Origin of the sequence: Kaistella yananensis (assembly GCF_026107505.2) — a bacterium.
Classification (GTDB): Bacteria; Bacteroidota; Bacteroidia; order Flavobacteriales; family Weeksellaceae; genus Kaistella; species Kaistella yananensis.
This window is the reverse complement of sequence record NZ_JAPCHZ010000005.1, coordinates 435,299-441,375: the sequence shown is the minus strand read 5'-3', so window position 1 is coordinate 441,375 and position 6,077 is coordinate 435,299. Positions and strand designations below refer to the sequence as shown.

Sequence of the window (6,077 nt, the reverse complement as noted above, 5' to 3'; positions counted from 1 at the left end):
TTGTTTTCTCTAAGCTCTTCTACACTCTTTTTTTTGTTGCCATTTTACTGATTTTTAATTAGTTTTACAAAGTAACTAAATATAGCGCTGAGAAAGCTACCGAAGGTTTAGTTCAACATCGTATTGCTAAAATGCGGGATTGAAGGCTCTTGCGTTGAAGATTTTGTGAAATTTAGTCGCAAAAAATGTTTCCGCCTCCATTTTTTTATTAATTTAGTCAGCGGAAAACATTTTTTGCTTCGTGCAGTTTTTAGTAGAAATTTCAGGTGTAAAAGCCCGCACTTCAGCAATACGTTTCCCGTTATCGGCAATTTTAAAAAAAACAAGCATGAAAGAAGAACTCTGGAATATACTAAATAAAACTATTGATTGGGTTAAATATTCCGATACTAAAGCAGTATTTATTTTAACATTTTATGGGGTTATTTTCACAATTTTATATACAAATGCAAGTGATGTATATGAATTTGTGCAAAAAGATTGTGTAACAATTACATTAACTATTTTGACAGTAATTTCAGCATTAGTTAGTACTTACTGTAGTTTTATCGCTATTAATCCAAGACTAAAAAACAATAATCCTACTTCAATAATTTATTTTGGACACATTTGCAAAAAATTCAATAGTTACGATGAGTATAAGAAGGATTTTAAGATAAAATTCAACAATGAGAATGAATATATAAATCAATTATCTGAACAAATTTATATTAATTCACAAATTGCCTGGAAAAAATTTGAAAACGTAACTTATTCAATTAGATTTTTATTTTCTTCTGTTATTTTAATGCTTATCAATATTATAATTTATTTCTTAAAATAATGAAAAGTAATCATGTTTACTACGATTTTAAAAAAAGCCGTGAAAGAATTGATGCTATAATCAACTCTTCAGATAATGTTTATGAGGAGGTTGAGAAAATCCCTTCTAGAGATAAATTAACATATACAAACGGTTATTATGTTACCAAAACTTCTTGTTTATTCATAGACATAAGAAGTTCAACGCAATTGCCACAAAAATATAGAAGACCAACTCTTGCAAAAATTTACAGGTCATATATTTCTGAATGTGTTGCGATTATTAATGGGAATTCTAATTGCGCAGAAGTGAATATACACGGGGCTTGTGTTTGGGGAATTTTTGACGCCCAATATAAAACTCAAATTGACAGTGTTTTTTCTACTGCAGCAGAACTATCTTCAATTATTGACACTTTAAATTGTAAATATAAAAGGATAAATGTAGAACCAATAAAAGTGGGAATTGGCATGGATTTCGGCAGAGTTTTAATGATTAAGGCGGGATATAACGGAAGTGGATTAAATGATGTTGTATGGATGGGAGATGTGGTGAATTATGCAAGGAAACTATGTAGTTATGGAAACAAAAATTTTGGAGATAGGGAAATGATGGTTGCTTCTGATTTATATCAAAATCTGAACGAACATAACAAAGGATTATTGGCGTGGAATAATTCAAGATATTGTTACCACGGAAATGTTGTTATGACGGACATGGAAAATTGGTTAGTAGAGAACAATTGTAAATAAAAACTGCCGATAACATGGGTTTGGCAAAAGCGGGGTTGAAGTTATCATTTTGACGATTTCAGCACTTTTCGCCGCAAAAAACCATTTCGTTTTTATTTTTTTGTAAATTTGAAAAAACGAAAATGGTTTTTGCTCGGTTCGGGTTTAGTTGGAATTTCTGTCTTTCTTATCCCCGCCTTCGCCAAGCCCTTTCCCGTTGTGCGCAATATTACAAGCGCGGTTTTGACTATAACTTTCAGGATTTTTTTAGAGTTTTTGACTAAAAATTGCAGCACTGACATTTGGACTTTTGCGCTAACAAAATAACGCTGACTTTTTCAAAAACTTAGCGCTGATTTTTTCAAAATTGTTCTGACTAAAATTTGACTGAAGTTTTAAAGAACAAAATGCGCTGACTTAAATTCTCTGGATCAGACCTGGACAAAAGTGCGTGAATAAATACGCTGACTTTTTGATTTCGAAAAAAAAATGTCGTGCTTGATTTTCAATTCTCTGACTGAATTCAACGGGTTGAATTAAGTCGCCGAACCGAAAATACTGCGCACAACATAGGTTTTGCAAAATGCGGGGTTTAATCAAAGCTGAAAATTATATCAAAATAATCCGCAACTGCTTTTCATATTGTTTTTTTCTCTAAATTAGACAATCTGAAAAAGCATTTGCTTCGTTTCTGAATTCTTGAACTTTCAGCTCTTCGAATTCCCGCCCTTCGCAAATACTTTTTCCGTTAGCAGAAAGCAGTTATAGACAAAATCATCACTAAATTTCACTATATTTGAAAGGTGAATACAATTGAATTATATCAATCTTCAAATGGTGAGTCTCAAATCGAAGTTAGGTTTGAAAATGATACTGTATGGCTTTCCTTGAATCAAATTGCAGAACTTTTTGGTAGAGATAAATCTGTAATTTCAAGACACTTACGAAATATTTATAAAGAGGAAGAGTTAAATATAATTTCAACTGTTGCAAAAAATGCAACGGTTCAAAAAGAGGGCAAAAGAAACATTAAAAGAGAAATCGAATTCTATAATTTAGACGCAATTATTTCAGTTGGTTATCGAGTGAATTCCAAACAAGGAACTCAATTTAGAATATGGGCAACAAATCGATTGAAAGAATATTTAATTCAAGGTTATTCAATAAATCAGAAAAGGTTGAGTGAACTCAATCAACTAATACAAATTATAGCTGAGACCGATACGCAAACAAACCAAGTTAATGAAGCAAAAGGTCTTTTAAATATTCTAACCAAATATACCAAAAGTTTCATTCTACTCAATCAATTTGATAGCAACAGACTTGAACTCAATTCACTCAACTCAAATATCACTTATGAAATTGATTACAACGAAGCTTGTACAGCTATTTCCGAATTAAAAACAAAACTTATTACTCAAAAAGAAGCTACAGAACTTTTTGGAAATCAAAAAGATTCAAGTTTTGGAGGAATTTTAAAATCAGTAACTCAAACTTTTGATGGAATTTATCTTTATCCAACAATTGAAGAGCAAGCAGCCCATTTACTATATTTTGTGATAAAAAATCATCCGTTTTCAGATGGAAATAAAAGAATTGGTGCTTTTTTATTTATTTGGTTTTTAGAAAAAAATAAACATTTACTAAAAAATAACGGAGAAAACAAAATTAATGATAATGCATTAACAGCTTTGGCATTACTTGTTGCACAAAGTGATCCTAATGAAAAAGATTTAATGATAAAATTAATTTGTAACCTTATTATTTCCTAATTCTGCCTTCTGCTAACATATTCTATGACAAAAAGCAAACAAAAAGTGATAAAATTATGCTGCAAATTTATGCAGGTTCACAAAGCTTGTTTCTCGCGCAATAACGACAAAAATTCTGTACACCATTTTGCATTTAATATTGTTTAGAACCAGCATGGTGTGTTTTCCCTCTTCTTTTTTCCGGCGGTAATATGCCTTGAGTTCAGGATCATATTTTATTGCAGTGAGTGCGGCCATATGCAGTAGCGATTTCATCTTTTTATCCGCCAGATGGCTGACCCTGGTTTTCCCCTTGACGCTCGTTCCGGAGGTGTGTTCGAAGGGTACCACTCCCGAATAACAGGCAAATTTCCGTCCGTTTGTAAATGCTGTAAATCCTTTCGTGACCATCAAAAGATAGACTGAAGTGATCTCGCCAATTCCCGGAATGCTTTTTAAAAGTTGCTGTTGTTTGTAAAGAATTTCATCTTCGCGGATCAGGATTTTAATTCTGTCATCAAGCGCTGCAAGCTGCTTTTTGAGCTGTTTCACCGTTTGTCGGTTGATGGCTTTTACGCTGGTGAAAACTTTTTTGTTCAGGTACATTTCGTTTTCCATGGTTCTTTCGAACGACTTAATGGCGGCAATGGTTTTTTCGCGTTCGGCAAACACGATTTTGAGTTGCTGCAGGCTCAGTTCCGGAAGCGCAGAAAGTGCAATTTTATCAGTGTTTCGCCTGGCGTAATTTGCAATCTCTTTGGCGTCTACTTTGTCGCTTTTGCCGCGTGTAATTCCGAGAGAGCGTTTGATTTCCAGCGCAGGAACCTGAGCGTAATCAAGTTTGTTTTCGCTTAAAACCAAAGCGAGCAACGAGGAATAGATGCCGGTATTCTCGAAAACGAAAAGGGTCTCATTCATCTGGCAGCCGGCTTTTTTCAATGTTTTTAAAAACTTATCCACCGATTTTTGCGTATTCAGTATCTGGCCCTGTTCGGGCTGTGGGTTCGGGGTAATCATGCAGTAATCCAGCGTTAATTTTGCTACATCGATTCCGATGAAATTTGTGTAATTTTTCATAATTTAGTGGTGTTAAATTAATGTTGAATTGCTTTAAAATCTTTATTAGATCTGGGTAATCTGGTATTCTATCTAAAGCTTTTTCAACCTTTTAAAACAAGGCAGAGGGCTGATATGTTAGATGAGGCTTTTAATCTCTAAGGGTATTGTTAGTTCACCTCTGCCTTGTTTATTTTAAAGGTATTAATTTTATGGATGTAAAGTAAAGATTGTATTGGCAAAAGGCGTGGCGAAGTGCAAAATTGAAAAGCAGAAATATTAATCCGCTCATGCTTTTCAATTCTGCAATTTTTTGTAAGTTAGCAGTATTGAAAAAGCATTCGCTACGTTCAGACTTCTTTGAACTAAAGTTCTTCGAAAGCCCGCACTTCGCCAATACTTTTTCCGTTAGCTGTAATCCGATTTGAAATACCGTTTTCAAAAGAAATTTAGCAAAAACAAGAAATTAATACTAAATTTGTTGTTATGAAAGAGAAAAATCTTTACATAATTGCTGGTTGTAATGGCGCTGGAAAAACTACAGCATCTTTTACTATTTTACCTGAAATTCTCGATTGTAAAGAATTTGTTAATGCTGATGAAATTGCAAAAGGTTTATCTCCTTTTCAACCCGAAAAAGTATCATTTGAAGCAGGAAGAATAATGCTTAATAGAATTGATGAACTTTTTGAACAAAATGAAAACTTCGCATTTGAAACAACTTTAGCCACAAAAACATACAAACAAAAAATCCTTAAAGCCCAAGAAAATGGATACCATACTACTCTACTTTTCTTCTGGCTCAAAAATTCGGAGTTGGCAAAAGAAAGAGTAAAATTAAGAGTTCAAGAAGGCGGACATAATATTCCTCAAGAAGTGATTGAAAGACGATTTCAAAATGGAATCAATAATCTTTTCAATATTTATCTACCAATTGTGGATCAAGTTTTGATTTTTGACAATTCGGAAGGTAAACACGAATTAATTGCTGAAAAGAATATTGATGAAGAAATCTATATTCATAATGTAGAAAAATTTAATGAATTAAAAAATTATCATGACAAAGGAAACTAAAACTGAAAGACGAAATAAAATCGTAAAAGGTCTTGAAAAAGCATATGAGAAAATGCTAGAATTCAAGAGAAAAAATAATAGCGAAATTGTAGTTATTAGAGAAAATAAAATCGTAAAAATAAAACCGTAAATTCGGACTACAGCTAACATATTTGTTTTCGCTTAAAACCAAGGCGAGCAACGAGGAATAGATGCCGGTATTCTCGAAAACGAAAAGGGTATCATTCATCTGGCAGCCGGCTTTTTTCAATGTTTTTAAAAACTTATCCACCGATTTTTGCGTATTCAGTATCTGGCCCTGTTCGGGCTGTGGGTTCGGGGTAATCATGCAGTAATCCAGCGTTAATTTTGCTACATCGATTCCGATGAAATTTGTGTAATTTTTCATAATTTAGTGGTGTTAAATTAATGTTGAATTGCTTTAAAATCTTTATTAGATCTGGGTAATCTGGTATTCTATCTAAAGCTTTTTCAACCTTTTAAAACAAGGCAGAGGACTGATATGTTAGATGAGGCTTTTACTCTCTAAGGGTATTGTTAGTTCACCTCTGTCTTGTTTATTTTAAAGGTATTAATTTTATGGATGTAAAGTAAAGAAGGTATTGCCAAAAGCGGGGTTCAACGGCTTCGATTGGAAATTTGTGCAAGGTTCAACTTTCGTAC

6 protein-coding genes are annotated in these 6,077 nt (G+C 33.1%); 4 read left to right on the top strand and 2 right to left on the bottom strand.

What is annotated here, in order from left to right:
- The first annotated feature begins 241 nt into the window (after positions 1-241).
- The 3 genes from OK344_RS11230 (at position 242) to OK344_RS11220 (ending at position 3,305) form a co-directional block, all read left to right on the top strand.
- Entirely contained in the window at positions 242-823 is a 582-nt protein-coding gene (locus OK344_RS11230; protein ID WP_265144866.1) for a Pycsar system effector family protein, read from the top strand.
- A complete protein-coding gene (locus OK344_RS11225) occupies positions 823-1,554 on the top strand; it encodes an adenylate/guanylate cyclase domain-containing protein (protein WP_265144865.1) in 732 nt (243 codons plus the stop codon). Before OK344_RS11230 ends, OK344_RS11225 begins: the two co-directional genes overlap by 1 nt.
- A gap of 782 nt (positions 1,555-2,336) precedes the next feature.
- Positions 2,337-3,305, top strand: coding sequence for a virulence RhuM family protein/type II toxin-antitoxin system death-on-curing family toxin (locus tag OK344_RS11220; protein ID WP_265144864.1), 969 nt, complete (start codon positions 2,337-2,339; stop codon positions 3,303-3,305).
- A gap of 54 nt (positions 3,306-3,359) precedes the next feature.
- Here OK344_RS11220 and OK344_RS11215 read toward each other — a convergent pair whose 3' ends face one another.
- A complete protein-coding gene (locus tag OK344_RS11215) occupies positions 3,360-4,361 on the bottom strand; it encodes an IS110 family RNA-guided transposase (protein WP_265144863.1) in 1,002 nt (333 codons plus the stop codon).
- A gap of 465 nt (positions 4,362-4,826) precedes the next feature.
- On the opposite strand from OK344_RS11215, the gene OK344_RS11210 reads away from it, so the two are divergent.
- Positions 4,827-5,414: an ATPase gene (locus OK344_RS11210; RefSeq protein ID WP_265143445.1), complete on the top strand. Its 588-nt coding sequence runs from the start codon at positions 4,827-4,829 to the stop codon at positions 5,412-5,414.
- A 55-nt stretch (positions 5,415-5,469) separates the two neighbouring features.
- On the opposite strand, the gene OK344_RS11205 is transcribed toward OK344_RS11210, so the two are convergent.
- Positions 5,470-5,802 (bottom strand): hypothetical protein, encoded by a 333-nt coding sequence (locus OK344_RS11205; protein ID WP_330697460.1) that lies wholly within the window; start codon positions 5,800-5,802, stop codon positions 5,470-5,472.
- Positions 5,803-6,077: the final 275 nt, after the last annotated feature.